This is a genomic window from Synechococcus sp. BSA11S (assembly GCF_014224355.1).
In the GTDB taxonomy this organism is placed as follows: Bacteria; Cyanobacteriota; Cyanobacteriia; order PCC-6307; family Cyanobiaceae; genus Regnicoccus_A.
Window position 1 is genome coordinate 40,741 of record NZ_VNWP01000014.1, and the last position, 23,352, is coordinate 64,092.

The 23,352-nt window shown below is 61.6% G+C and carries 25 protein-coding genes and 1 riboswitch; of the genes, 14 read left to right on the plus strand and 11 right to left on the minus strand.

All coding sequences use genetic code 11. The features are described 5' to 3' along the window. Window positions 1-61 precede the first annotated feature (61 nt). Complete coding sequence (locus tag FPZ61_RS12075; protein WP_185466838.1) at window positions 62-1,390, plus strand: O-antigen ligase; 1,329 nt, start codon at window positions 62-64, stop codon at window positions 1,388-1,390. On the opposite strand, the gene FPZ61_RS12080 is transcribed toward FPZ61_RS12075, so the two are convergent. The 5 genes from FPZ61_RS12080 to FPZ61_RS12100 form a co-directional block, all read right to left on the minus strand. Further along, window positions 1,345-3,174, minus strand: a complete 1,830-nt coding sequence (locus FPZ61_RS12080) for an ABC transporter ATP-binding protein (protein ID WP_185466839.1) — start codon at window positions 3,172-3,174, stop codon at window positions 1,345-1,347. The two genes, FPZ61_RS12075 and FPZ61_RS12080, sit on opposite strands and share 46 nt — an antisense overlap. A gap of 155 nt (window positions 3,175-3,329) precedes the next feature. Further along, a complete protein-coding gene (locus FPZ61_RS12085; protein WP_185474842.1) occupies window positions 3,330-4,325 on the minus strand; it encodes a glycosyltransferase family 2 protein in 996 nt (331 codons plus the stop codon). After that, a complete protein-coding gene (locus FPZ61_RS12090; protein WP_185474843.1) occupies window positions 4,326-5,468 on the minus strand; it encodes a hypothetical protein in 1,143 nt (380 codons plus the stop codon). Window positions 5,469-5,555: 87 nt separating this feature from the next. Then, window positions 5,556-6,620, minus strand: coding sequence for a glycosyltransferase family 1 protein (locus FPZ61_RS12095; RefSeq protein WP_255441578.1), 1,065 nt, complete (start codon window positions 6,618-6,620; stop codon window positions 5,556-5,558). 8 nt (window positions 6,621-6,628) lie between these two features. Then, the gene (locus FPZ61_RS12100) at window positions 6,629-7,528 is read right to left on the minus strand and encodes a glycosyltransferase family 2 protein (protein WP_185466843.1); all 900 of its coding nucleotides are present in this window, start codon (window positions 7,526-7,528) and stop codon (window positions 6,629-6,631) included. Window positions 7,529-7,550: 22 nt separating this feature from the next. On the opposite strand from FPZ61_RS12100, the gene FPZ61_RS12105 reads away from it, so the two are divergent. From FPZ61_RS12105 to FPZ61_RS12120, 4 genes are all read left to right on the plus strand, one after another. Next, window positions 7,551-8,060 (plus strand): HIT family protein, encoded by a 510-nt coding sequence (locus tag FPZ61_RS12105; RefSeq protein ID WP_185466844.1) that lies wholly within the window; start codon window positions 7,551-7,553, stop codon window positions 8,058-8,060. Window positions 8,061-8,088: 28 nt separating this feature from the next. Beyond that, a complete protein-coding gene (gene kdsB / locus FPZ61_RS12110; protein ID WP_185466845.1) occupies window positions 8,089-8,931 on the plus strand; it encodes a 3-deoxy-manno-octulosonate cytidylyltransferase in 843 nt (280 codons plus the stop codon). A 338-nt stretch (window positions 8,932-9,269) separates the two neighbouring features. After that, window positions 9,270-9,644, plus strand: a complete 375-nt coding sequence (locus FPZ61_RS12115; RefSeq protein ID WP_185466846.1) for a hypothetical protein — start codon at window positions 9,270-9,272, stop codon at window positions 9,642-9,644. Window positions 9,645-9,862: 218 nt separating this feature from the next. Further along, window positions 9,863-10,441, plus strand: coding sequence for a ferritin (locus FPZ61_RS12120; RefSeq protein ID WP_185466847.1), 579 nt, complete (start codon window positions 9,863-9,865; stop codon window positions 10,439-10,441). Between the two features lie 6 nt (window positions 10,442-10,447). Here the strand turns inward: FPZ61_RS12120 and FPZ61_RS12125 are convergent, their stop codons facing one another. After that, entirely contained in the window at window positions 10,448-10,720 is a 273-nt protein-coding gene (locus tag FPZ61_RS12125) for a hypothetical protein (RefSeq protein WP_185474844.1), read from the minus strand. Window positions 10,721-11,147: 427 nt separating this feature from the next. Between FPZ61_RS12125 and FPZ61_RS12130 the strand changes: the two genes are divergently transcribed. After that, window positions 11,148-11,375, plus strand: coding sequence for a FeoA domain-containing protein (locus tag FPZ61_RS12130; protein ID WP_185466849.1), 228 nt, complete (start codon window positions 11,148-11,150; stop codon window positions 11,373-11,375). Window positions 11,376-11,413: 38 nt separating this feature from the next. On the opposite strand, the gene feoB is transcribed toward FPZ61_RS12130, so the two are convergent. Further along, on the minus strand, window positions 11,414-13,180 hold the full coding sequence (feoB, locus tag FPZ61_RS12135) for a ferrous iron transport protein B (RefSeq protein WP_370593443.1): 1,767 nt from the start codon (window positions 13,178-13,180) through the stop codon (window positions 11,414-11,416). Between the two features lie 220 nt (window positions 13,181-13,400). Continuing rightward, window positions 13,401-13,928, minus strand: coding sequence for a ferritin (locus FPZ61_RS12140; RefSeq protein ID WP_185466851.1), 528 nt, complete (start codon window positions 13,926-13,928; stop codon window positions 13,401-13,403). A gap of 125 nt (window positions 13,929-14,053) precedes the next feature. Here FPZ61_RS12140 and FPZ61_RS12145 point away from each other — a divergent pair, with 125 nt between their 5' ends. Beyond that, window positions 14,054-14,410 carry a hypothetical protein gene (locus FPZ61_RS12145; protein WP_185466852.1) on the plus strand — a complete coding sequence of 119 codons (357 nt, stop codon included), beginning with the start codon at window positions 14,054-14,056 and terminating at the stop codon, window positions 14,408-14,410. A gap of 247 nt (window positions 14,411-14,657) precedes the next feature. Here FPZ61_RS12145 and FPZ61_RS12150 read toward each other — a convergent pair whose 3' ends face one another. Together FPZ61_RS12150 and smpB are read right to left on the minus strand one after the other, a co-directional pair. After that, complete coding sequence (locus FPZ61_RS12150) at window positions 14,658-15,656, minus strand: SIS domain-containing protein (RefSeq protein ID WP_185466853.1); 999 nt, start codon at window positions 15,654-15,656, stop codon at window positions 14,658-14,660. Window positions 15,657-15,689: 33 nt separating this feature from the next. Then, on the minus strand, window positions 15,690-16,187 hold the full coding sequence (gene smpB / locus FPZ61_RS12155; RefSeq protein WP_185466854.1) for an SsrA-binding protein SmpB: 498 nt from the start codon (window positions 16,185-16,187) through the stop codon (window positions 15,690-15,692). A 60-nt stretch (window positions 16,188-16,247) separates the two neighbouring features. Between smpB and ruvB the strand changes: the two genes are divergently transcribed. From ruvB to thiC, 6 genes are all read left to right on the plus strand, one after another. Beyond that, window positions 16,248-17,327 carry a Holliday junction branch migration DNA helicase RuvB gene (ruvB, locus tag FPZ61_RS12160; protein WP_185466855.1) on the plus strand — a complete coding sequence of 360 codons (1,080 nt, stop codon included), beginning with the start codon at window positions 16,248-16,250 and terminating at the stop codon, window positions 17,325-17,327. Window positions 17,328-17,380: 53 nt separating this feature from the next. Then, entirely contained in the window at window positions 17,381-18,205 is an 825-nt protein-coding gene (locus tag FPZ61_RS12165; RefSeq protein WP_255441579.1) for a tetratricopeptide repeat protein, read from the plus strand. Next, the gene (locus FPZ61_RS12170; RefSeq protein ID WP_255441580.1) at window positions 18,202-19,425 is read left to right on the plus strand and encodes an amidohydrolase; all 1,224 of its coding nucleotides are present in this window, start codon (window positions 18,202-18,204) and stop codon (window positions 19,423-19,425) included. Before FPZ61_RS12165 ends, FPZ61_RS12170 begins: the two co-directional genes overlap by 4 nt. Continuing rightward, entirely contained in the window at window positions 19,422-19,682 is a 261-nt protein-coding gene (locus FPZ61_RS12175) for a DUF3188 domain-containing protein (RefSeq protein ID WP_255441581.1), read from the plus strand. Before FPZ61_RS12170 ends, FPZ61_RS12175 begins: the two co-directional genes overlap by 4 nt. 26 nt (window positions 19,683-19,708) lie before the next feature. Further along, window positions 19,709-20,341, plus strand: a complete 633-nt coding sequence (locus tag FPZ61_RS12180; RefSeq protein ID WP_185466856.1) for a HEAT repeat domain-containing protein — start codon at window positions 19,709-19,711, stop codon at window positions 20,339-20,341. 32 nt (window positions 20,342-20,373) lie between these two features. Then, window positions 20,374-20,502, plus strand: a riboswitch (TPP riboswitch). A 95-nt stretch (window positions 20,503-20,597) separates the two neighbouring features. Next, a complete protein-coding gene (thiC, locus tag FPZ61_RS12185) occupies window positions 20,598-21,980 on the plus strand; it encodes a phosphomethylpyrimidine synthase ThiC (protein WP_185466857.1) in 1,383 nt (460 codons plus the stop codon). A gap of 243 nt (window positions 21,981-22,223) precedes the next feature. Here thiC and FPZ61_RS12190 read toward each other — a convergent pair whose 3' ends face one another. Further along, window positions 22,224-22,781: a transposase gene (locus FPZ61_RS12190; protein WP_370593444.1), complete on the minus strand. Its 558-nt coding sequence runs from the start codon at window positions 22,779-22,781 to the stop codon at window positions 22,224-22,226. 83 nt (window positions 22,782-22,864) lie between these two features. On the opposite strand from FPZ61_RS12190, the gene FPZ61_RS12195 reads away from it, so the two are divergent. Further along, on the plus strand, window positions 22,865-23,352 hold a 488-nt coding region (locus FPZ61_RS12195), incomplete at its 3' end, for a transposase (RefSeq protein ID WP_185474845.1).

Genomic DNA, 23,352 nt, shown 5'->3' on the forward strand with positions numbered 1-23,352 from the left:
CTCAGAACAGCTTGTCTCCCGTCAGGAGATGCAGTAAGGCTTCCATGACTGACTTGACATCATGACCTCTCAATTCGATTTGTTGAAAATACCCAGGCGGCTCTCCGCCGTCGATGCCTTAGGCATCTCAATGATTATTTTATCTGGAACTGTTATCTTATTTCCCTCTTTTCTAGAGTTTCATCATGAGCTGATTCCCCTTGTTCTCGGGATCTCCTTCCTGCTCGTCGGGCACAGCCGAGAGGAGCCCATCCGAATCGCATATCTCTGGCTCTTCTTGTTAACAATGAGGATCTACCTCCACAGTGATGAACGATACTTGAGTTGGGAGATAGTGCTTTCAGACTATATTATGATTGTGGTTTCCTTTGCGGCCTCCTATCGAATGGCCATTCGCTTTTGGAACTGGTTTTTTACTCTCTATGCTTTCGCAATGCCTTGTGCTGGAATAATCTCTCTTCTTTACTTTCTACTCAGTCAGCCCGATGGACCCTTTGACGCCGGAGATCTTTCCATTAATCAAACTGCTTTTCTCTTTGGCAGTTGTCTCACCATTGCAAGCTGTTTTCTTTGGCGTCAAGTATTTCCTTCCAGCCCACAAGAAAGAAAAGCTTCGATCATCATTCCTTGGGCTTTCGCTGCTTTCATCAGTGCTTTTCTCGTTCTCGCTACCCAATCGAGGGCTGCCTTCGGATTGCCATGGATAGCAATTCTCGTGATACTGGTTACGTGTGAACGCGTTCGCCTTTTGACTTGGATTAGTCAAGTGAACAGCTCTCTGTTTAAGAGTAGAAGTGCCTACACGAAAACTGCAATGTACATCGCTGCTTTTACGGGGATGGCTCTCTCGTTGGTTGCTGTGATTCTGCTGGTCTATTCGAACATGGATAACATGGTCAGCGATGTGCATCGCCTGCATCTGCTGAGGTGTTATTTTGGAGGAATGTTTGCCGGCAATAATAGCTTTTTGTACGGGCTTGGCTTCACTCGGGCCAGTCAGGGTATTTGTATGGATGTAGGCATCATAAAAGGTACAACGCATGCTCATAACCTGTTTGCCCAGGTTGCTGCTGACAATGGATTTCCTGCATTGCTCTTCCTTTGTATCCTTGTTTTTCTCTTCTTCCGAGTGGCAGGCAAGCGTATTCCATTCAGTGAGAATCCAGTGATCTTTGCGTCATTGGCATTGTCTCTGTATTGTTTCTTGTTTTTACTTGTCGAGGGTGGCTGGGGCAAAGTTCCTTTCATTCAAGCCTTACTTGGCTTGACTCTCGCCTCACTGACCATGAGGACACAAGCCCACCAAGAACCAAAAGTCATTTATTCTGAGAGATGCGAATTGGATTATCCAACTTCAAGAGCAGACAAATCTCGAAATGAATCAGAGTGATCTCTCAGTTCATCAAAAGTTCCCGATGCCTTAATCGTACCGTTATCAAACTCGTAAATTCTGTCACAGCGTACAATGGTACTCAATCGATGGGCGATGACCACTGTGGTACAGCGCCTGCCAATCATTTCAAAGGCGTCAATCACGTCAGATTCAGTTCGGTTGTCCAGGGAGCTGGTGGCCTCATCAAGAAGAAGAAACTTAGAGTCACGATAAAATGAACGCGCCAATGCCAGCCTTTGGCGCTGGCCACCTGAAAGTTTCATTCCATTCTCGCCGATAGGCGTTAACAGACCATAGGGAAGATCTGCAACAACATCAGCCAACTGAGCTGCTTGCAAGGCTTCCCATAGACGTGAAAAGTCTATTTTCTCAGCTTCGATTCCAAAAGCCACATTCGATTGAATACTGGCATCCAAAAGCTGAATATGTTGTGGAACTTGAGCGCAGCTTGCTTGCCAGGCAGGCTTTGTTGTTTCATCCAGCTTGGCACCATCGAGCTCAAAAGAGCCCTTGTCGGGATCCAGCAATCCAAGCAACAGGTGAGCTACGGTGGACTTTCCGCTTCCGGTGGCACCGACAAGAGCCACTCTGGATCCAACAGGAATGGAAAGATTGATTCCACGAATCACCCAGTTTTCGGTTCTTGGATAGCGGTACCAGGCATTCTTAAGTCTGATCGAGTGCCTGGGGAATACGGATGCGGGAGACGGCACACTCATGTCTGCCATTGTCAATCTGGGTTCGGATAGTTCAAGCAATTCGACTGTTTTGGCAATCTTAGGGAGGCTGCCTCTCAACAAGGTGATTGAAGAAAATAAATCTTGCAGTGGAGGTGTGAGTTTCTGTGCCGCGATTGCCAAGCCTGCCAGAAGTGGAATTATCTTGCGGATGTCTTCGATATTTCCATTGAGAAGGTATGGAACAGCTCCAAAAAGAAATATCATCGTGATTCCCAGCGGCTCAATCAGCTGTCTGGGAATAATGGGGATTAATGATGAGATCCAAGCATAGCGCTGGGCTCTCTCTCCAGAGTTCACAAAGTAGGTTTGGAAGAATGGCTCAGCATTTGAAAGTTGAATATCGCGAATCGAAGCCAGCGACTCCATCAAGGCATGGGTTGATCGCTCATCTTCCCGAACCATTTGTTTGGAGGCGTGGCGAAGATAGGGTGTCAGAAAAAGGGAAAGGCCAAGGTAGGCAATCACAAGCAGTGTGATCAACACCACCGACAGCCAGCGACCCACAAAGACAATTCCGAGCGATAGCAAGATAACGGAAACAGAACTGCTGGCGATTCGTAAAATTGGATTGATGACACCATTGGAGACAGCCTTGACATTCCCTATGATCAAGGACGTCAATCCAGAGGTGCTTCGTAAAAGGTGATAGGAATAGGGCTGATAGAGAATATTGTGATGGATCTGATCAGAAAAGTCTCGCCAGATCAGGGCAGTCAAGCGTTGTTGTGTGTATTGAAGGATGAGCCGTAGCGCCGAGGCCGCCCATGCCAGTGCAATGAAGATGCTGATCAGCCAGAGGCTCTGCTCTGCCATGCCGCCGCCAAAGACCTTGACACCGGGTAAGAAATCCAATAATTGCACCCCGATCAAAGCACCAGCAAGCCGGGAAACCACCGCGATGGTGAGAAGATCGAAAATTCCTGGCAGGATGGACAATGGGGCAAGGATCAGCAAAGCCCTGTAGCGCCTTTTGGGCAAAAAACGAAGCAGCCTGCCCAGATATTCGATGGTCTGGCTTCTTGGTTTCTGGTTCGTTGGCATCAAAGGGTCCTTTTTCTGTTCCGGATGATGGTTCTTACCTTGACTGGAGGCTATGGATCATGCCAATTTATTGGGTCATCCGCCACTGTGTGGCCCGGCTTAGTCCAGACCGCTGATCGCCACCCAGTACCAACCAGGGCAGACGATTGGTGCGATCACACGCGACTCAGTAATCGCTTGATCCCCAGAGCCACCCTGATTCCGATCAGAAGAGTTGAGATTCGTAACCCTGCCAATGCCTTGAGCAGGGGCGCCCAACTTCTGATTTCTTCTAATGATGTGGCTGGAACCATCATGTCTAGCAATCGTTCGTGCACACCAGCAAGAATTGACAAATAAATGCGGTTGCCCAGAACTCTGGTTTCATGTTGTATGCCTGAGCTGGGGGCCGGAATTGACTCTTTCTTCGCAATCCACCTATTGACGCTCAATCGTTGATAGGTTGTTGACGGTGAGTCAGCCGACCATGGTAATCGACTGGCAAGGTCTCGATTGATTGCCTTGGTCTCCTCCATTCGTGCAATTGCTTCGAGCCGCACCCCAACACCAGCGTGAAGTTTGGGGTAACGTTGCCCGGCAACTTCGATCGTATTTGCTGCAACTCTCTCAAGATCACCATGATCAAGGGTAGAGAAGATAGCCTGTGGAAAGCCTGTGCCGACCATCCTCTGATCCAGTCGTAAAAATAAGTCTTTATCGTCATAGCCATAGCCTTTGAGGTATTCGTTGAATCCTCCTATGGCAAGAAAGTCAGATCTGTTGATCATGAAGACTCCATTGAGTCCGCCGCCACCTGTTGTGCGGATATATCGTCCATGTTGTAGTTGAGTAGGCCGGTAGGTCAGGTCGTTAATCCAGCAATCGGCATCGAGTTTTAGAATCGTTTCGAAGGTACATTGACCAGCTGCAAAGTTGTAGGCCCTTGTCAGTTGCCATTCTGATTCCCCTTCGACGCGCAACAATCGGATCCTTGTATCGGCGGGGAGACTGTTCTGATCGATGGGATTCTGGCTTCCCCAGTCCACAATCAGGTGCTCCCGATGCCCATGCCAGCGGCTGATGCGAGCGGCGGTGGCAAGGAGATGGCTCGTCCTGTTCATCGCTACAGTGACGATGCTGATTCCAGTTAACCGAGCAGGCTCTGTAGACATTCAGGCGCGACCACGCAGTGCGTTGGCTAGATCCTCTGCATCCTTCTTCTGATCAAAGCCAAAGTATGGATTCAGGCAGTCCATCGCCCTTGTTCTATCAAGAGAGTGGAGTTGATGAGTGTGCGCACTCACGCCTAGCTCGGTCATGAGTTGTTCTCGTCTCTTCCATTCATGGGAATAACGATGCTGCCAGATCGTGCTGGCGGCGCTGAGGTCCTGCTCAACCTCCACCCTGGCCATCAAGACGTTCTTGCCAAGGGCCAAGGCGTAGCCCAGATGGCTGCCGAGGGTGAAGGTCAGCATCTGATCAGAGAGCTCCAGCAGTGTTTTCTGGCAATCCAGAAACCATGGATTGGACACGTGACCGTTGCATGCAAGGATCCACTCTCTGGGAAGACCTTGCGGCGGTGGATCCTTCCAATAGCTTTGCCAGATCACAGTGTCAATGTTGGCAGAACGACAGTGATCAATGATGAGCCTGATCATTTCAGAGGCTGACCAGTTTCGCTTCACATGGGCAACGGTATGAACAGGAATCACCAGCAGCACCTTGCCAAGCCTTCTTTTCAGCGCAGCGAGCTGACTGGACTCAATCACCGGTTTCGCATAATTAATGTAAGGTCCCACAGCAATTCCATTGGCACCGTACCGGTCGCGAAGCCTCTCGGCGCGGTTTGGCCCCATGCACAGGTACGACTTGACCCAGGGTTGGGGATCCTCGAAGCACGACTCTTCGCTGTAGTTGACTCCATGCTCCAGCATGAAAGGGAGAGGCTTTCCAACCAGCGGCAGATTGGCGGCCCGTTTCAGGAGGATGTCGTGGCCGTAATGATGAACGGCGTTGTCATATTCGCGTCGCGAGGGAGATTCGGTGGGCCGGAGAACTGAGGCCTCTTCCCATTTTGACTCGACCATGACGGCTGGATAGACCGATGGTCTGAACGGCATCGCATGGAAGGCTTGATGGACCAACCCTGAATAGGCGGCAAGGGCATTGAGTTCCCGACGCTCCTCCCTTGACAGCCAGCGTCCTACGGGGGTGAGAGCCCGGCGGATCCGGTTGCCGGATCCTGCTTTCAAGGAATGAAGGAGGCGCCTCGGCGATTGCTCAGAACCCACGATCACCTCGTTTTGAGCCAGCATTCAATCCAGCGGACTGTATCTCTCTGTTCGCTGGAGAAGCAAACCCGCTACGACCTGGTCTCGTGCCTCTCCTTGAGATTCCTGTCTTCACAGCACCGAATGCAGCACCGCCTCGACCTGGGTTGCAGCTTCCTGCCAGCTGAAACGTTGCGCTCTCGCCGGTCCCCGCTCAGACAGGTCCTTCCCGAGCCAGGGGGAGTGAACCAGCTCGTCCATGGCCGAGCGGATCGCAGTGACGGAGCGAGGATCCACCTGCAGGGCGGCGTCACCCACCACCTCCGGCAGAGCGCCGGCCGTGGAGGTGATCACAGGGGCACCGCAGGCCATTCCCTCCAGGGCCGGCAGGCCGAAACCCTCCCAGAGGCTGGCCATCACCAGTCCTCGGCAGCGGTTGAGCAAGTCCAGCCGCTCCTGGTCGCTCACCCAGTGGTGCCAGTCGCAGCGGCCGGCGATGCCCAGCTCGCTGGCCAGGCGCCGCAGGCGGGAGGTGTAGCGGGGATCCTGGGGGCCCACCAGGGCCAGGCGGTGTTCGCGGTCACGCAGTCCAGCGAAGGCCCGCAGCACCCGCTCCAGGTTCTTGTGGGGGTCGTGGCGGCCGAGCACCAGAAAAAACGGCTGCCGCTCCAGCCCCAGGGGCCGCAGCAGCCCCGGGCTGAAGCCCAGCCGGATCGGCACCAGCCGTTTCGCGGGAACCCCCAGGCGCTGGTGCACCTCCCGGGCTGTGGCTTCGGAATTGCAGAGCACCCGCACCGCCCTGTGCAGCACCAGGGGCACATACGCCAGGTGGTACGCCAGCAGCGGGGTGAGCTGCGGATAGCGCAGGGGCAGCAGGTCGTGGGCGAGCACCACAGAGCGAACCCCCCGCCCCAGGGGGGCTTCCGGCAGCGGGGAGAGCAGCAGGGGCGCTCCGCTGCGGCGGAGCAGTTTCGGCAGCTCCCGCTGGGTCCAGAGCAGCCGCCGCAGGTGGCCGGCTCGGCCGTGCTCAGGCGAGAGGTCGGGGGGGATGGCCAGGCTGCCGGGCCGGTCGCCGCCGCAGGGATCCAGCAACGGCACCAGATCAGGATCCAGCGCCGCCGCCAGCTCCCGGGCGACAACGCCGATGCCGGTGGGCCGGACACCGAGATAACTGCCGTTGAACAGGGCCAGGGGCATAGCCGAACTCATTGCCTTGGGGGAACCGCCGGCGAAGCGGTCGGGAAGGGACCCATGGCCTCCACCATCGCCACCAGAGTCGCCCAGCTGCGTTTCGGCCGCACCGGTAGCCGCAGCAGCGTCATGAGCAGCAGCCTCAGGTTGCGCAGGGCCAGCACCCAGCCGGGTCGGTGGCGGCGCAGGAAGCGCAGATAACTCAGGGTCGAGAGCCGCTGGCGCCGCTCGCTGGGGGTGTGGCTGCCCGCACCCCTCTGGTGGATCACCGCCAGCGCCGGCCACCACAGCACCGGGGCGCCCGCCGCCCCCAGCCGCAGGCAGAGGTCCATGTCTTCGTAATAAAGGGGGAAGGCGGGATCGAAGCGGGCGGGCGGGATGTGGGCGCTGGGGCGGATCAGCAGGCTGCAGCCGCTCAGCCAGTCGAGCTCCACCGTGCCGCCGCGGTGGCCGGCGACGACGGCCTCACCCACCCGGCGGCGGCGGAAATCGAGGCCTGGATCGATCCAGCCGCCACTGGGCTCGAGTTCTCCGCTCCCGGAACGCACGGCGGTGCCCAGCAGCGCCCGGGGCGGCAGTTGTGCCAGGACCTCGCTCAGCCGCTCCAGTTCATGGCCGGCCGGCAGGGCGGTGTCGGGATTGAGCAGCCAGATCCAGCCTTCCCAGCCCCGGCGGGCCAGGTGCTCGAAGCCCTGGTTGCAACCTGCCCCGAAGCCATCCCCTTCCCGGCCCGCCACCAGCTCCAGCTGCAGCCCACCGCCGGCGTTGAGGTCGCAGGCCCGCAGCGCCGCGGACTGCGGGCTGTTGTCCACCACCAACCAGCTGATCGGAGGCAGGCTCTGGCGGGCCAGATCACTCCCCAGCTGCTGCAGGGCGTCGAGGCTGTGGTAAGCCACGCTGAGCACCACGGGCACGGAACCGGGAGGAACGGCAATGATGAAAGATCCGCAGCTGAGCGCAGCTTCGCAGGAAGGCTCCGGTCCGCCAAGCGGGCAGGCCCCCTGCGGGATCTGTCGCCTCCATGGCGATGAGGAGGCGCTGGTCCCCGACGAAATCCTTCGCCAGGACCTCTGGCTGCTGCGCCACCACCCCCGGCCGGCCCCCCTGGCGGGCTGGCTGCTGCTGGATGCCCGCCGCCATCTCGGTGGACCGATCGACTTCCTGCCGGAGGAGGCGGTGGCCTTCGGCCCGATGCTGCAGCGCTGCAGCGCCTTAGTGCGAACACTCACCGGCTGCGGGCGGGTCTACACGATCGCCTTCGGTGAAGGTGCCCGGCATCTGCATGTACATCTCATTCCCCGCCAGGGGGACGACCCTGGCAGTGAGGCCTGGAGAGTGGCGGACCTCTACCGGGCGGTGTCTGCTGGCGAGCGGGCCGCGGCGCCGGAGCGGCAGGTGGAGCAGCTGGTGCGCCAAGCCAGGGAGCTCACTGCTGCCTGGCGATAGGCTCCGCAGCAGCGACCGGGGCCCTGCGGTGAACGAGGCAGACCTGCAGCAGGAGGCAGCGGACCCATGGCGTTGCCTGGTGGCGGTACCCGCCCGGCTCGAGTCTTCCCGGCTGCCGAACAAGGTGATGGCCGAAATCGGCGGGCAGCCGATGCTGCGGCGGGTGCTGGAGTGCTGCCGGCAGTCCCGGCGGGCCGCAGCGGTGGTGCTCTGCACCGACAGCGACCTGCTGCGGCAGGAGGCCGAGGGCTGGGGTTTCCCCGTCCTGATGACAGCTGCCTCCTGCAGCTCCGGCAGCGACCGCCTCGCTTCGGTAGTGGACGAGCTCACGGCACTGGCAGCGGCCGCAGTCGCCGGCGCGGAGGCTGCCCCGCCTGACCCTGCCCGCACGGTGATCATCAACGTCCAGGGGGATCAACCTTTCATTGATCCGGCGGTGATCGATGCGATGGCCGAGGCCTTTGCCGGCACCACGCCAGCCCCCGCCGTGCTCACCCCGGTGTACCGGATGGGTGCGGAGAAGGTGCACAACCCGAATGTGGTCAAAACGCTGCTGGCGGCGGACGGTCGCGCCCTCTACTTCTCCCGCTCCGCGATCCCGCATGTCCGTGGCGTCGAGTCCGCAGACTGGTCCCGGCACGCTCCCTACTGGGGGCACGTGGGCATCTACGGCTACCGGGCCGACGTGCTCGCCCGCTGGGCGCATCTGCCCCACTCACCCCTGGAGCACACCGAGAAACTTGAGCAGCTGCGGCTGATCGAGGCCGGCATTCCGGTGGGCACGTTCCCCGTGGACGGTGATTTCCTCTCGGTGGACACCGCCGAGCAGCTGGAGCAGGCCCGGGCGATTGCCTTGGCCCAGGGAGGTTGATGGCATGGCTCGGAGCTGAGGGTCGAAACCACACACGGATCAGCCACTTTCGTCACATCGTTTTGGTGACCAGAGCGACGTCCACTCTGCCGTCATGGTCCAATTGCGGGTAGCACTTGTTACCTGCAATTGTTCAGCTATGGATCAATGAGAGGGGCTCGTTCAAGATCTCTGTGGAGCAGTGGTTCTCTCAGGGATCTGGCCATTTCCCGGTCGCACTCTGAGGGACCCCACGACAGCTTCAGACCGCTGAGTTGTGGCCAGTGAGCACACACAATGCAACCAGAGCACCGGGGATAACGGGACATCTGGAACCAGATCAGCATTTGCGGCTCTCGGTGGGAAAGACCTGCCTGCTGGCCTCAGCATCGGATCATCGCCGCTACGTGCGTCTTGTCTTCCAGTGGGGTGTGGCCCGACTGTCTGTGTCTTTTGGGGACAGCTTTCCTGACATCACCCTCGCTTTCTGCGGAACTCCCGGGGCCAGCTGGTTGCGGTTGCCCGAGGGCATCAGTTGTCTGCTGGAGGCTCTGACTGACAGCGTCCTGGAGCTTCATTACGCCGATCATTGTCCGTTGGCACAGGATTTGGTGGAGCAGTGGCTGCTCGACCTGCATCTGGTGCCGCATCCGGTGGGAGCGGAGGCCCGGCTGGCCTCGCTGGTGAACATCTCAGTACCGACCAGAGCGGCATCGGACAGCTTGCCTGCGTGAGCGCAGCCTCTGTTTGCACCCTGTCTTCAGGGCCGGTCTGTTGGGCCGTGGGGGTACTGGGCCGGCGCGGCCGCATTGGCCCAGCGCCCACTCAGGTCGAAATCGCACATGGAGGAAGGATCCTCAGCGATTACAAATGCCTGTAAATTTGGTTACCCGGGTCTGATGCGGATGCGCCTGACCTGGCTCTCTCGTCAACCCCTGCTCAACCTGGTTTGATGTCAGCGTCCTCCAGTACTGATTCCCTCACTGTTGCCACAGGCCCAGCGGGACGCGCCATGGCGCAACCCATGGAGGCTGGCCTCATCGAGGTGCTGCAGCAACACCTCGCCATGGAGCGCAACGCCAGCGCTGCCTATTTCGCCATGGCGATCTGGTTCGCTGAGCGGGAGCTGCGTGGATTCTCCCAATTCTTCAAGGACGAGGGACGCAATGAGCAGGAACATGCTGCCAAGTTTGCTGGCTACCTGATTGCCCGCGGCCAGACCGTGGTACTGGATGAGGTATCGGCTCCACGCCAGTCCTGGTCTTCAGCCGAAGAGATTCTGGCAGCTTCCTTCCTGATGGAGGCCGACGTGACCAGTTCACTGCAGCAGATCTATCTGATGGCAGAGCGTGCCTCAGATCTTCGCACCACTGTTTTCCTTGATCCGATCATCGACAGTCAGGTTGAATCCGAAAACGAGTTTGCCCATCTGTTGGGCCGGGTGCGTTTTGCCCAGAACCAGCCGGCTGCCATGCTGATCATCGACGGTGAACTGAGCGAAGGAAAACATGATCCCGCAAAGCTGACTTGATTTAGGTCAGGATGGCAGGGGACGGCTGCTGATCTCAATCAGAAAAGCGATCGACAGTGGATCCTGGACACCGCGCCGCTTCCATGTTCTTGCTGTTTCCAGCAGTTCGAGCCGCCGCCCATGAAGCCGCCGCAGTTCCTTGCTGAGCCTGCAGTAGAGGGAGCTGTTCTGACATCGGCTCATCGCATCGAGAATGTGGCTGCAGCGATGACGGATCACATCCACCTCGCGGCAAAGGCTGCCGATCACGGTGTTGGAGCTCGTGATCGTGGTGGCCATCGGTTTGATGGTCCTGGCGGTCAGGGGTGCGGCAGCGCCCGGATCGGGGGATGGGGATGGAATCGGCTGATTGCTCTGCAAGCTCGCTGCGGCAGTTGGATTCTCGGGGAGGGATCGGTGGTTCATCGGGAGCGCGAGGCTCTTGTTGAGAACGACTTGCAACGTAGACGACAGTGCCTCCCTTTTGCAAGTGATTCTCAACAGCAGAACTGTTATTGAGACGGCTCCGGCCTTCGGCAAGCTCGCGGTGGTGTTTCGCTCGCGCGGAACGGGTTCATGATTGTTTCGGCAGCAGTGGAGGCTGAAGATTGTCGGGAAGGAGCATCTGAGTCAGTCGCTCCTTGAGGTTTCTGCATCATTGATGTAAACGAGTGTTCATTTCTGCCATCTTTGCGATACGCTGAATCAAGTCAAGGAGCATCAGGACGTGCCACTCAATGCAGCCAGGGAAGGTGCGAGGGTCAGGGTCGAATCCCTCACGTCCAACTCTGTCTTGGAGAGCCGACTTCTGTCGATGGGTATCAGGCCTGGAGTGCAGATTGAGGTGCTCAGGCGTGGCAAGCCAGGCGGAATCCTCCATGTGGCCTGCGGCATTCTGGAGTTTATGATCCGTCATGAAGATGCCGCTCATGTGCAGGTCAGCGTTGATCAATGACTCACAGGACAAGCCTTTGGTTCATTTCAGATCAGCGATCAAGCTCCGATCAACAACTTGCCTCCTTGATACACCACCAGGGCCATCAACCATGCCAGGCCAAGCGACCAGGCCAATGAGAGCAAGGTGAACCTGCGGGACTTGGATTCCTGCAGTTGGGCCGCGACGGTCCCCAGGCAGGGGGTGTAGAGAAGAACAAACGTCATGAAGCTGAGGGCCTGCAATGGGGAGATCGCGCTTTGGATCACGCCGCCGAGATCCGTTTCGCTGGACTTGTAGATCACGGCCATGGCTCCCAGCAGGATCTCCTTGGCAATGAATCCGAAAAATAACGACACCGTGAGCGCTGGGCTCATGCCGATCGGTCCCAGAATCGGCTGAAACAGGTTGCCGATGGCGTCGGCGATGGTCTGTCCGGATCCCTGCACCGCACCTGGCGGCAGATTGGTGAGCAACCAGATCACGGCAGCCCCGACCACAATGAAGACCCTTGTGGTCACAAGAAAGTTCAGCATGGCCGACCAGGCGCGCCGAAAGATCGTGGTCACGCTTGGTGCGCGATAGGGCGGAAGTTCCAGAATGAAGGCTTCGCGGCTCGGAAAAACTCGCTTGAAGACCAAGCCAGTGATGATCACCGCGACAAAACTCAGCACGTAAAAACCGAAGATCACGAGCCCTGGAGCCCACCAGGGCTTCGGGAAGAACACGGCAGCCATGAACAGATATACCGTGAGGCGAGCCTGACAGAGCGCAAATGGAATGCAGAGCATCGCCAACAGCCGCATGCCACGATCCCTGATGACGCGGGTGCCCATGATGGAAGGCACGTTGCAGCCGAAGCCCATCACCTGCAGTACAAAGCCGCGCCCATCGAGGCCAAGCCAGCGCATCAGGCCATCCATCAAGAAGGCTGCTCGAGGCAAGTACCCGGAGTCCTCGACGACGGCCATCAGAAGATAGAAAATAAAGATGATCGGCAGGAATGTGGCCACCGTGCTCACCCCCAGCCATACCCCATCGACAAGAAAGCCGCGAAAAAACTCAGGGGCACCGATCGCTGCCAGTCCGGGCTGCAGCAGCGTGGTCTGGATCCAGTCGAACAGACTTCCGAGCGTGTCCTGGAGTGGAGCCCCGAGGACATAAAGCAGCTGGAACATGGCCAGCACGATCCCGAGAAACAGGACGACCCCCACCAGGGGGTTCAACAGAAGGCGATCGGCAAGACGGGTGCGGCGATTGCCGAAGCGCTCCGGCAGCTGCACACTCGCCGCCACCAGACGCTCAAGCTCGGCATCAAGGTCGATGTCGGCTGCCTCCGCCTCAGGATTGCTCTGTTGCTGACCAACCTGGTGGATCGTCTCAATCAGGTCGTGGATGCCCTCATTGCGCTTGGCGCTGATCGCCCGCACCGGCAAACCGAGATCGGTGGCCAGTCTCAGGTGATCCACCTTGATCCCGAAGCGGTGTGCCTCGTCGCTCATGTTCAGAACCACCACCATCGGGATCCGCAGCTGTCTGATCTGGAGGGCCAGGCGCAGCTGGCTGGTGAGCTGGCTGGCATTGAGCACAAGCAGGATCAGATCGGGCGGTGTGTGGCGCATGAAGCGCTGAACGATCGCCTCGTCCTCGCTGCTCCCGGAAAGGTCGTGAATACCGGGCAGGTCCACCAGCGTGTAGCGCTGGCCATGGCGGCCCTGAGGCATGGCGCCCCGCAACAGCTCCATCGTGAGGCCTGGCCAGTTGGCAACCTGCGCTTGACCCCCGCTCAGGCGGTTGAACAGCGTCGATTTACCGGTATTGGGCATGCCGAGCAGAGCCACCGTGACCGCTCCGTCCCCTGTTCCTGTCGACGTCGGTGCTCCATGGCAGCCCGGAGGCGTGTTCCATCGGCGGCGTCTGCGACGACCCCAGATCACCCCTGCTGCTTGTTCACCGCCGCAGTCTTGATCAACTGGTCGTGGCATCACTCCTCCTTACTGATGGCTTGAGGTGTCAGGCGCGAACTTTTCTTCCCCCATGCTGACTTCAGGCGGCGCTGTACATCTTCATGCTGGCCTTGACATGGGCCAGCGCAGACCCTTCCAGAAACTGCTGATCCAGCAGCAACAGGGCTGCTGAGTTGTCACCGGCCAGGCGCAGACGCTGAAGAACGAAGCGTGCCTCGGCCTCTTCCTGGATCTGCTCGTTCACGAACCAGTCGAGCATCGCTGAGGCACTGCGCTCCCCTGCTGTCTCCGCCAGTGTGTAGAGGCGATTGATGGAGGCTGTCACCTGCTTCTCCATCTCGAAAACATGGTCGAACAGCTGCTGAACTGTGGGCCAGGAACGTTCTGGTGCCTCGATGGTGGGAAGCTCGACCGCTTCGTCACAGTCAACAAGGTAGGCAATCATGCGGGCGGCATGGTTTCTCTCCTCGTTGCTTTTTTCGAGCATGTACTTCGAGAAGCCCGCAAGATCCTTTTCCCGAAGCCAGATGGACATGGCGAGGTAGGCGTGGCTGGCCTGGAACTCTGCGGCCAGGTGCGCGTTGATCGCCTTGGTGAGTTCCTTCATGGCCACTGAGCAGGTCGCTCAATAGTTTCTAGAAGTGTCCGCTGCTGCCTGCAAGACAGGTCATTGCACCTTCGCGTAGCCAATGATGCACGGCTGGGTTCCTTGCGAGTGGCTCCTGGCGAGAGATGGATCAACCAACGCCGTTAGGAAAATCACCAACGCCTGTTCTCATTGCACAAGGTCAACACCTGATCACGATCAGCATTGTCGAGAACCGATTCAGAGAACTCAGAGGAATGATGGAACCGCTTGAAGCAGGTGGTCTCCCCGGTGAGGTCCACAAAACCCCGTCTCAGTCTGCAGGGATCACCCGCACGCTTCAGCTCACAGAGGTGCGGGACTGGTGCATGCAGCGACTCTCACAGCTTTCGCTGGATGGGCGTTTGAGTGAGGCGCGGGTGCTGACGTCCGAACATCTGGAGATGCTGGTCACAGTCGACGCTCATCAGACGCTCTGGATGATGGTGGAGGAGGTCAGCTGAGACTCAGGCTTCCAGTTGTCTGCGCACCGCCAGGATGGAGAACAGGCCCGCTGCAGGCATGCGCGGGTGTGTTGCTTCACCCTGATCGCTGATTTCGTCCGACATGACATCTGCTCAAGCTCCAGAAGCCGCAGCGCGATTCATTGCAGGGTCATCTGAGTTGCGGCTCGAGGTTGGGGCCGCTGGGGAAATGATCCTGAACCCGCGAAACGAAGGCTCACTCATCCAGCGCTTTCCATGTCTCCGCTCAGACTGCTCCCGGCGCCAGGCCCGCCTGAACCAGATCGTGCAGACGCAGCAGTCCCAGCATCGGCCCATCGTCGGCCAGCACAGGCAGCACACCGATCGGCTTGCGCCGATTGCGCTCCATCCGCTCAAGCGCCTGCACCGCCAGCAGATCCGCCCCCACGGTGATCGGGTCGACGGTCATCAGATCAGTGGCCCGCAGTTCCCCCCAGGTGGCCGGTGAATGATGCTCCAGTGACCGGCGCAGGTCGCCGTCGGTGATCAACCCGGCCAGCAGGGATGCGTTTTCGGCCTGGCGCACCCAGCAGGCCCCCACGCCATCGCGTGTGAGCAGGGCGATCACTTCGCTCAGGCTGGCGAACTCCTCGAGGGCATGGAGCCGGGAGGTGGGCACCATCAGATCCCCCACCGTGAGGGTGAGCTGCTTGCCCAGGGCCCCGGCAGGGTGATTCAGGGCGAAATCGGCTGGTGAGATGCCGCGTCGCTCCATCCACACCGCCGCCAGGGCATCGCCGATCGCCATCGCCACGGCGGTGCTGGCGGTGGGCGCCAGGTTGAGGGGGCACACCTCCCGGTCGACGGAGCCATCGAGCACTACTTCGCAGCCCCGGGCCAGACTCGAGGCCACCCGGCCCACCAGGGCGATGCGGCCGGTGCCGCGGCGGCGCAGGTGTGGCAGGATCTCAAGCAACTCCTGGGTCTCGCCGCTGTTGGAGAGCAGCAGCACCACGTCCTGGGGGGCCACCACCCCCAGATCGCCGTGCAGGGCGTCGAGGGGGTTCAGGTAGAGGGCCATCAGCCCGATCGAGGAGAAGGTGGCGGCGATCTTGCGCGCCACGATGCCGCTCTTGCCCACCCCGGTGATCACCAGTTTGGCGCGCTCGTCGGCGCAGCGGTCCAGCAGGGCCAGAGCGGCATCCACCTGCTCGGTATCGAGGCGCCCGGAGGCCGCGGCGATGGCGGCCGCCTCTTCCTGAAGACAGCGCGTCAGTGCCGACATCCCGGGGCCCCGCAACTGCTGGGGACTGTATGGCTAGAGCCTGGCCAGGGCTGAGCGCACCTCCCGGTCGGCATCCTTGCGGCGCTCCTCCTGGCGCTTGTCGTGCAGCTTGCGGCCCTTGGCCAGCCCCAGGGTGAGCTTGATCCAGGAGCCCTTGAGGTGCAGGTTCAGGGGCACCAGGGTGAGGCCTTTCTGGTCGAGAGCCACCCGCAGCTTGTCGATCTCACGCCGGTGGGCCAGAAGCTTGCGGGTGCGCAGGGGCTCGTGGTTGAAATAGGCGCCCGCATGGCTGTGGGGCGAGATGTGCACGTTGTGAAGCTGCAGTTCGCCGTTGCGGATCAGGCCGAAGCCGTCACGCAGGTTGGCCTTGCCCGCCCGGATCGACTTCACTTCGGTGCCCACCAGCTCGATGCCCGTTTCCAGGGTTTCGAGGATCTCGTATTGATGCCGTGCGAAACGGTTGTCGGCCAGCAGCCGGTTGGCGGCATCCCGTGCGGCCCTGGCCGCTTTCTTGCCTGCGCCCTTGGCCATCGACCTCCCCCTCAGCTGAGTTGACCCTATCCACGGCCTGGCCTGCCTACTCTCTGGCCCATGGCGATCGTCTCCTCCGCAGCCGGATCAGGGGCTCAGCCGCCGCCGAGGCTGCTGGATCCCCGCCAGCAAACCGCCGGCCGCAGCCGGGATGTGCTCGAGACCGAGGAGGAAGCGCCTCTCCCCAACCGGGAAGACGGCCTGAGGCCCAGGCGGTTGAGCGATTACATCGGTCAGAGCGAGCTGAAGCAGGTGCTTGGCATCGCCGTGGAGGCCACCCGTCAGCGGGCCGAGGCCCTGGACCATGTGCTGCTCTACGGGCCCCCGGGGCTGGGCAAGACCACCATGGCCCTGGTGCTGGCGGAGGAACTGGGGGTGCGCTGCCGCATCACCAGTGCCCCCGCCCTGGAGCGCCCGCGCGACATCGTCGGCCTGCTGGTGAACCTGCGCCCCAACGAGCTGCTGTTCATCGATGAGATCCACCGGCTCAACCGCGTGGCGGAGGAGCTGCTCTATCCAGCGATGGAAGACTTCCGGCTCGACCTCACCGTGGGCAAGGGCACTACGGCCCGCACCCGGGCGGTGCCGCTGGCTCCCTTCACCCTTGTGGGGGCCACCACAAGGGCCGGAGCCCTCAGTTCACCCCTTCGCGACCGCTTCGGGTTGATCCAGCGGCTGGAGTTCTACACCGTTGACGACCTGCAGGCGATCGTCGAACGCGCCGCCGGGCTGATCGGTCTGGTGCTGGAGGCGGAGGCGGCAGTGGAGGTCGCCCGCCGTTGTCGCGGCACCCCCCGCATCGCCAATCGGCTGTTGCGTCGGGTGCGCGATGTGGCCAGCGTCCGGGGTCAGGCGCGTATCGGCCCCGCCCTGGTGGCCGAGGCCCTCAGCCTGCATCGGGTGGATGGCCGCGGTCTCGACGCCAGTGATCGTCGCTTGCTCGAGCTGTTGCTCGGCGGTTACGGCGGCGGACCCGTGGGCCTCGACACCCTGGCTGCCGGCCTCGGTGAAGACCCGATCACCCTGGAAACAGTGGTGGAGCCATTTCTGCTGCAGCTTGGATTTCTGCAACGCACCCCCCGGGGCCGGGTGGCCACGGACGCGGCACGGCGCCATCTGGACTGGCCGGAGGCCGCCTGATGCCCCGTTGGCTTCACCTGTTTCAGGCTTGGTGTGCGACGGGCTTCGTGGCCTTGGGCGCGCTTCTGCCGGCCCTCACCATCGCGCTGACCCTGATGGTGCTGCCGGCTCCGGGGCCGCTTTGGGCAAGAACCGCCGCTGCGGCTCCGCTGTCAACACGCCAGCCATCTCAACCGTTGCCGCAGTTGTTCGAGCAGGCCCTCGCGGCCAGTCGCGAGGGCCGCTTCGGTGATGCCCTGCCCCTCTGGGATCAGGTGCTGGAGCAGGCTCCCAACGATGCCGCCGCCTGGAGCAACCACGGCAACGTGCAGCTGGCCCTGGGTCGGACAGCGGCCGCGATCGCTGATCAGGAGAGGGCGATGGCGCTTGACCCGCTCAACCCTGATCCCCACCTCAACCGCGGCACCGCCGAAGAAGCCCTGGGACAGTGGGACCGGGCCGCCGCCGATTACCACTGGATTCTGGAGCGCGACCCTCTGGAAGCCTCCGCCCTCTACAACCTGGGCAATGTCCAGGGGTCACTCGGCCATTGGGATCAGGCCAGGCACTCCTTCGAGGCGGCCGCGGCGGCACGTCCGGGCTTTGCCATGGCCCGCTCCAGTGCGGCCCTGGCCGCCTTTCAGCTGGGGGAGCAGGTCGAGGCCGAGCGGGAACTGCGCAAACTGGTGCGGCGCTATCCTCTCTTCGCTGATGCCCGCGCGGCCCTGACGGCCCTGCTCTGGCAACGGGGTGCCGCGGGGGAAGCGGAAAGCAACTGGGCGGCGGCCTCGGGCCTGGATCCCCGCTACCGCCAGCCAGAATGGCTGCTGGAGATCCGACGCTGGCCACCGGGGCCGGTCCAGGCTCTCGATGATTTTCTTCAGTTGGTCCAGCGATGAGTTCTGCCGCCCCACCCCGTTCCAGCGGCACCGCCGCGGACATCTGGCGGCGCCTGGATCTGGCCCGGGCTCTGGAGCAGGCCACCCCCGAGCTGATCGGGCTGCGCCGCCATGTCCACGCCCACCCCGAGCTGAGCGGGGCTGAGCACCAGACGGCGGCCCTGGTGGCGGGTGAACTGCGCCTGCTTGGCTGGCAGGTGCGCGAAGGGGTCGGCCGCACCGGCGTGGTGGGGGAGCTGGGGCCTGAGGGGGCGCCCCTGGTGGCCGTGCGAGTCGACATGGACGCCCTGCCTGTGGAGGAACGCACCGGCCTGGCCTTCGCCTCCAGCCAGCAGGGGCTGATGCATGCCTGCGGCCACGACCTGCACACCGCTGTGGGGCTTGGTGTGGCCCGGTTGCTCGGTCCCCTGGCCGAGCACCTGAGCGCACGGGTGAGGCTGCTGTTCCAACCGGCTGAGGAAACGGCCCAGGGGGCGGCGTGGATGGTTGCTGATGGTGCGATGGACGGCGTGCAGGCCCTGTTCGGCTTGCATGTGTTTCCAAGCCTTGAGGTGGGCACGATCGGGGTGCGCAGCGGCAGCCTCACCGCCGCCGCTGGAGAGCTGGAGGTGGAGGTACTGGGAGAAGGAGGGCACGGGGCCCGGCCCCACCAGTCCACGGATGCGATCTGGATTGCGGCCCGGGTCGTGAGCGGGCTGCAGGAGGCGATCAGCCGCCGTCTCGATGCCCTTCATCCGGTGGTGGTGAGCTTCGGGAAGATCGAGGGAGGCAAGGCGTTCAACGTGATCGCCGACCACGTGCGTCTGCTGGGCACCGTGCGCTGCCTGGACACCACAGTGCATGCTGAGCTGCCCCGCTGGATCGAGGACACCGTCCACGCCATCTGCCAGGGGTACGGCGGTGAGGCTCGGGTGCGCTATCGCTGCATTTCACCGCCTGTGCACAACGATCCCGGCCTCACCGACATCGTGGAGGAAGCCGGCCAGGCTCTGCTGGGACGCCAGCAGGTCCTGCGGTTGGACCAGCCTTCGCTGGGTGCCGAGGATTTCGCCCAGTTGCTCAGCAGCGCCCCGGGCTCGATGTTCCGGCTGGGGGTGGCGGGCCCCCAGGGTTGCGCCGCTTTGCACAACGGCGCCTTCAACCCCGATGAGGGTGCCCTGGCCGTGGGCGTGCAGGTGCTCACCCTCAGCCTGCTGCTCTGGATGGAGCGCCAGGGTTGAGCCCGACCCGTTCCTTTCTGAGGATCATGCTGGCCCTCTCGGCCCCGCTGCTGATCCTGCTGGGGCTGCTGAGCATGGCCTCCCGCCGCGGCAACCAGCGGCTCGAGGCGGTACCGGCCCTGCTGATCGGCAGTGGTCTGCTGGTGAGCAGTGGCATGCGTCGTGCCCAGCGGCGGCGGGCTCTGCTGGAGGTTCTGCAGCAGAGCCCGCCGCCTCAGCTCCCTGGCAGCGGTCGCGCGAACGGCGTGGGAGGGTGAAGTCACCCCAACCCTGAGCCCAGGCCATGGCTGATTCAGACTCCGCCAGCCCGGCTGGCCTGAACCCCGAGAAGATTCGCCAGGCCATCGTCTCCGGTGATCCATCCCGCGCCCTGCCGGCCCTGGTGGAGTTGCGGCGGCTGGAGGCGGAGCAGGCCGTGCCGCTGCTGCTGCTGGGCCTGGAACAGGAGCCGTTCATCGTCCGCTCGATCAGCTGTGCGGGCCTTGGGCTGAAGCGCAACGAGGCCGGCTGGGAGGCGCTGAAGGCGGCCCTCAGGGGCGATGAGGATGCCAACGTGCGCGCCGAGGCGGCCAACGCCCTGGCCAGCTATGGAGTGGAGCGGGCCTGGCCGCTGCTGCGGCAGTCGTTCGCCGCTGACGACCAGTGGTTGGTGCGCTGCAGCATCCTCTCGGCCCTGGCGGAGCAGCCGGGGATCGATCCCAGGCTGCTGCTCGAGCTGGCCCGGATGGCCATTTCCGATGCCGATGGCAGCGTGCGCGTGGGCGGGGCTGAGATCCTGGGCCGCGTCGTCAGGGATGCGGCCGCCAGCCCTGGTCTGGAGGAGAGCGCCGAGGCGGCACGTCAGGCGCTGATCGGTCTGCAGCAGGACGCCGACCATCGGGTGGTGGCTGCGGCCCTGAATGGCCTTCAGGGCTGAAACGGCGATCTTGTTCAGTCTTGCTAGGTTCTGATCCTCGCTAGGGGTGCCTGGCCCGAGCACGCTTCCCCATGGGCAGCGCACCTCTGGCCCCGGCTGAGATCACACCCTCCGAACCTGATCCGGGTCATGCCGGCGCAGGGAAGTGTCCCGAATGCAACCGCGGTCCGATCGGTCCCGGTGGCGCCCGGATCCGGAGCTGTGCCCTCCCCTCCCAGCGGCCCCCGGTCCGAACGCCCACTTTCTCGAGTCGATCATGCGCAGCGCCTGGATTGAGAAGCGTCGCGGCGACGCCAACGTGTCGCAGATGCACTACGCCCGCCAGGGTGTGATCACCGAGGAGATGGCCTTTGTGGCCAAGCGGGAGAATCTGCCCGAATCGCTGGTGATGGAGGAGGTGGCCCGGGGCCGGATGATCATCCCTGCCAACATCAACCACACCAACCTGGAGCCGATGGCGATCGGCATCGCCAGCCGCTGCAAGGTGAACGCCAACATCGGCGCCTCCCCGAATGCCTCCGACCTCGATGAGGAAGTGGCCAAGCTCCGCCTGGCGGTGAAATACGGCGCCGACACGGTGATGGATCTCTCCACCGGAGGCGTCAACCTCGATGAGGTGCGCACGGCGATCATCAACGCCTCAACCGTGCCGATCGGCACGGTGCCCGTGTATCAGGCCCTGGAGAGTGTGCACGGCTCGATCGAGAAGCTCCACGAAGACGACTTCCTGCACATCATCGAGAAGCACTGCCAGCAGGGCGTTGATTACCAGACCATCCACGCCGGCCTGCTGATTGAGCACCTGCCCCTGGTGAAGGGCCGCCTCACCGGGATCGTCAGCCGGGGCGGCGGAATCCTGGCCCAGTGGATGCTCTATCACCACAAGCAGAACCCGCTGTTCACGCGATTCGACGACATCATTGAGATCTTCAAGCGCTACGACTGCAGCTTCTCCCTGGGTGATTCGCTGCGGCCGGGCTGCCAGCACGACGCCTCCGATGCCGCCCAGCTGGCCGAACTCAAGACGCTGGGGCAGCTCACCCGCCGCGCCTGGGAGCACGACATCCAGGTGATGGTGGAGGGTCCGGGCCATGTGCCGATGGACCAGATCGAGTTCAACGTCAAGAAGCAGATGGAGGAGTGCAGCGAGGCCCCCTTCTATGTGCTCGGTCCTCTGGTGACCGACATCGCCCCCGGCTACGACCACATCACCAGCGCCATCGGTGCTGCCCTGGCCGGCTGGCACGGCACGGCCATGCTCTGCTACGTGACCCCGAAGGAACACCTTGGGCTGCCCAATGCCGAGGATGTGCGCGAGGGCCTGATCGCCTACAAGATTGCCGCCCACGCCGCCGACATCGCCCGCCATCGACCTGGCGCCCGCGACCGCGACGACGAACTGAGCCGCGCCCGCTACGCCTTCGACTGGAACAGGCAGTTCGAGCTCTCGCTCGATCCGGAGCGGGCCAAGGAGTATCACGACGAGACCCTTCCCGCCGACATCTACAAGCAGGCCGAGTTCTGCTCGATGTGTGGCCCGAAGCACTGCCCGATGCAGACCAAGATCACCGATGAGGATCTGGCCGGTCTCGAGGAGGTTCTGAAGGCGCAGGACGTCAGGCAGGCGGTGGAGGCCTGAATCTGTCTGTCAGGCCCGTTTCGGGCCTTTTTGGCCCTCGTGCCACCAGCCAAGCATCACGGCCAGTCCGGTCACACTCAACACGGTGCAGAGGCGCCGCAGGATGGTGATCGCGAGTCCTGCGGAGGTGGGAACGCCGAGATTTGCCGGACCCATGGTCCGGGTCTTCCGTCATCTGCTCAAGAAACATGGCTTGGATGACATGGTCCTGAACTGGGGTTCCCCCGGTTTCGTGGACACCGATCAGGGGTTCACGATGGTCACTGTACGAGCAGAGATGAACTGCTGCTCGTAGTCGATCGGGCTGTGGTAACCGATCGTTGAGTGGCGGCGCTCGCGGTTGTAATACCCCTCGATCCAGAAGGCCAGATCGCGCTGTAGCTGCTGGGGCGAGATCAGGACTTCCCGGTTGTCATCCAGATCGAGCTCCAATTTCATGGTGGAGAAAAAACTCTCCACCACGGCGTTGTCCCAGCAGCAGCGCTTGGCGGACATGCTGCAGACAGTTTCGTGCTTCCCCAGCAGATCGCGGTAGTCGGTAGCCCGGTACTGGCTGCCCTGATCTGTGTCGCGGAGCAATGTCTCCGGCTCCACCTGGCGGAGGCCGAGCGCCCGATTGAGGGCCTCGATGACCAGGTCGGTGTCCATCCGTTGCTCCAGCTTCCAGCCCACCACGCGGCGGCTGTAGAGGTCGATCCACTCTGCTGAGCGCACCTCTCGGTGCGACACGGCCAGGTACCGCCATCCCGCTGTGGTGCGGATGTAGGTGGGGCCTCCTGAGAAAGGCCAAACCGCTTGCACCGCAGTGGATCTGATCAGTTTTAGACGGTAGAATGTACGCAAATCGGCTCATTACTGCCGAAAAGCTGCCCAGAGTTTTCCACATGTATCGACGCGAGCCTCGTCATCAGCTCTCGTTTGAGGACTTCTTCCTGCCATTTGGCGGTAAACTCTCCGGTGATAACCGCTGGATCAAGCTCGCAGAACTCATCCCCTGGGAAGACCTGGAAGATGACTACGCGTCGCAGTTCTGCAAGGGCTTTGGAGCGCCCGCCAAGCCATTCCGAATGGCACTCGGCGCTTTGATCATCAAGGCTCGCCTGGGCCTGACCGACGAAGAACTAGTGGAGCAGATCAAGGAAAATCCCTATCTGCAATTCTTCATCGGTCTGGAGGCCTTCCAGTATTCGGCCCCGTTTGATCCATCGATGATGGTCTATTTTCGCAAGCGGTTGCCGGAATCAGTCGTTAACGACTGCAACGAAAGGATTGTCCGTCATGGCCTGAACGTCATTCGCACCGCAGAATCCGAGGCCGGTGAGGAGGATGATAACGACAGTGGTATGCCCAGCAGTGATCAGCCCGCGCAGCC